Origin of the sequence: Croceitalea sp. MTPC5 (assembly GCF_036985505.1) — a bacterium.
Taxonomy (GTDB): domain Bacteria; phylum Bacteroidota; class Bacteroidia; order Flavobacteriales; family Flavobacteriaceae; genus Croceitalea.
This window is the reverse complement of sequence record NZ_BTGQ01000016.1, coordinates 1-3,102: the sequence shown is the minus strand read 5'-3', so window position 1 is coordinate 3,102 and position 3,102 is coordinate 1. Positions and strand designations below refer to the sequence as shown.

3 protein-coding genes are annotated in these 3,102 nt (G+C 32.9%); all 3 read right to left on the bottom strand.

Translation table 11 applies throughout. The annotated features are described in order from the left end of the window. Window positions 1–241: 241 nt before the first annotated feature. On the bottom strand, window positions 242–925 hold the full coding sequence (locus AACM45_RS20155; protein ID WP_339144997.1) for a hypothetical protein: 684 nt from the start codon (window positions 923–925) through the stop codon (window positions 242–244). A gap of 219 nt (window positions 926–1,144) precedes the next feature. Continuing rightward, entirely contained in the window at window positions 1,145–1,747 is a 603-nt protein-coding gene (locus AACM45_RS20150) for a hypothetical protein (protein ID WP_339144996.1), read from the bottom strand. A gap of 219 nt (window positions 1,748–1,966) precedes the next feature. Next, entirely contained in the window at window positions 1,967–3,085 is a 1,119-nt protein-coding gene (locus AACM45_RS20145) for a serine hydrolase domain-containing protein (protein WP_339144995.1), read from the bottom strand. Window positions 3,086–3,102 lie beyond the last annotated feature (17 nt).

Here is a 3,102-nt window from a genome sequence, read left to right as displayed (position 1 = left end):
TAAAGAATATCAAACCCTACAAGGTAAAGCTAACTTTAAGTTTTGAGACAGTCTGACGGACTTGTGTATGAAACGTAGCGTGCAAAAAGGCACTAACTTTTCGGATTAACACAGAGCCGAATTTTTATATTTTGTTTTTAATTTTTCTCTTTTTAAAAGCCAAATTAAAAATTTGGCGGACTTCATAAAAATACACAAACCTTTCGGTTAAGCACTTATTAGCTATGTTTTATACATCGTGTTAGCAATTGGCATTTTCTTCCATCCACTCATCAGCGATTTTCTCTACATAGTCTGTGAATGATTTTATTTTATCATATTTATAAAACGTGTATTCCGGTTGTCCATTTAGCGGTGTGATGTCATCAAAACAGTGGTCAGACGCAAACAATATTATGTCATTTGTTGTCGGGTTATAAAAAGTCAAATTTCCATTAGCCTCTTCCACAAAACAGATTAGATTTGAGTGGTCTATTGGCTCAACATTTTCTTCATCACAAGTTTCTTTATAATATTCATCCCAACTTCCAATTCCTAGTTTACATTCAGTTCCGATAAACATAAAATTCTGATTATTGGTTAGAGAATCCTCTGGCTGATTAAACGATTCCTGTATTCCTCCAATATTTTGTAATAAAATTTTGTGTTCAGCACTTAACTTACCTGATATATTTTCTAAGTCCTCAATTTTATTTAACCATCCAAATATTTCTTCATCAATATCAGTCCAAGCGAATAAAATGTGTGGAATATTATTTATTCGCAGAAAGGTTTTTCGTGAACATTCAATCAGTTTTGTCAGTTTTGGGAATATATTTTTAAAATCATTCGATAATTCAAGAGTTCTTTTTTCAATTTCAACCTTGTCATTTTCTTGGAAAAACCAACTTATTTCTTCTGTAAATGCGGTTAAATCTTTGTTCATAGTTGGTTTTTGCTTATTGCTAACGGTTCGGCTATGAACAGTACGGGAGCAAACTAGCGTTTACTTTCCGCTGCGCACATAGCGAAATCTTATCGTTTTGATTTATTTTTTCCTGTCCAGAGCAAAATCCATAAGATTTTGCGGTCTTAAAAAAAATACGCAAACCCTTCGATTAAGCCCGAAGCCCGTATTGTTTATAGGTGTTGTTGTAAGTAGTTTTTATTCAGTCTCTTTTTCAATTAGCTTAAAAATAGTATTCAGAATTGATTTTTCATTGAGTTCATAATTATCATTAGGAGTATTTTCGTCAATCATTTTAGTGTCCAAGTAATAATCAATAATGCTTTTTTCTATTTTATCTGATTTTGTATGAAAACTGAATTTAGATTCACAGTAATGACTAAGTTCCGTTTCGATAATTGTTTCTTCTGCAACACCTCCTTCTAATGTTTTTTTAGATTTATGAATGACAGGCAAAATCTCGGACTTTTCAATCAGTTTTAAATTTTCCTTTACGGACTCTAAAAAGTCTGACTTGGCCATTTCATTGACTTTGAAAATACCACAATTGGTGAATTTTCGTTTATAGTATTTGTCTTCTTTTATCCAAAACAAATAGAAGGGATTTTCATATTCACAGTCTCCAACTTCTCCAAGAGTGATAAATGCGCTGCCAATGCAATCAGAATGATATTCAACTATTAATTCCGTATTAGATTCCAACAGAATTTTTTTCAATTCCAAATATTCTGCGTTCGGTTGCTGTCCATTTGTAGTATGGATAAGTACTAAAAAAGCAAAAATATTTAGGATTTTAATCATTATTAAAATGTTGATTTAAATTACTTACAACGGTTGAGCTATGAACAGTACGGGGGCAAACTGGCGTTTGCTTTCCGCCACGCACATAGCGAAATCTTATTGTTTTGATTTATTTTTTCCTGTTCAGAGCAAAATCCATAAGATTTGGCGGTCTTCATAAAAATACTCAAACCTTTCGATTAAGCCGAAAGCCCGTATTGTTTATAGGTTTTGTTGGCATTAGTTATTTTTTATACGGTTCAATATTCTTTGTCTTATGCCCGATAACTTTGCAAAGTCCCGATTACTCATAATTATATATGCATATTTTCCATCTCTACTTGCCTCCATAAAACAACTATATCCAACATTTGCTCCACTATGACGTAACGAGATAATCTCATTCGTTGTTGAGTCTATCTTAAAACCAAATCCCAATCCATAAGTTGGTTTTTCCCCGTTTTCTAATATAGGTCGTTCAAGTAACCTCTTTGCGCTTTCCTTTGATAATAGGTTCTCCGTATTATCTGAATTTATTGATTTTTGGACTGCAATTAGGAATTTTGTTAGTTCCGTTGGCGTAGACCACAATCCTCCAGCTGCATATTGAGGATATTGGAAATAGTCCGATTCCAAAGGAGCGCCATTCTTCTTATGGCCAATTGCAATTTGACTCAACTGTGATTCATTTAGATTAACTGAATAAAAACTTGAAATCATACCACAAGGTTGCAATATCTCTTCATTCATTTGTTCGGTAAATCCTTTATTGTTGATGTCAATCAGAGCTTTTTGTAATACAACATATCCTCCTCCAGAATAGTCGAATTCGGTGTTCGGTTTATTCTTGACAACAATTTTGGGTTCAAGAAACACCTCCCCGTTTAGAATTGATAACAACTCTGGTGGTGTTTTTGTGCTTTTATATCCTCGGAACCCGTGAATATTTGTTCCTCCTGTATGTGTTAATAATTGATATACTGTTGGTTCGTAAATACTTCCCTTATTTTTGGATTCAAGTTTCCAATCTTTTAAATATGTGTTTACGGGTGTATCTAGGTCTATTTTTTGCTGTTCAACATTTTTTAAAATTAGAGCGCCAGTTAAACTCTTACTTAATGAGGCCGCTTGGAATATAGTTTTATTGGTAACTTTTTCTTTAGTTGTGCTATTTTTAACGCCAAATCCTTTTGAATAGACTAATTCCGAATTTTTGACTATTGCAATACTAAGTCCGGGTATTTTATTTTGAATTATGTATTCCGCTATAAATTCTTCATCCTCTGCTATTAGTTGCGCCCTCGCAGAAAACGAAAATAATAGTAAAAGTAGTAATGTGAAACTTGATTTTCTAATCATTTTGTCTAATTAATGCC

Bases quoted from the DNA above. Each gene is read 5' to 3' on its own strand.
- AACM45_RS20145 (WP_339144995.1), bottom strand. From the start codon at position 3,085: ATGATTAGAAAATCAAGTTTCACATTACTACTTTTACTATTATTTTCG.
- AACM45_RS20155 (WP_339144997.1), bottom strand. From the start codon at position 925: ATGAACAAAGATTTAACCGCATTTACAGAAGAAATAAGTTGGTTTTTC.
- AACM45_RS20150 (WP_339144996.1), bottom strand. From the start codon at position 1,747: ATGATTAAAATCCTAAATATTTTTGCTTTTTTAGTACTTATCCATACT.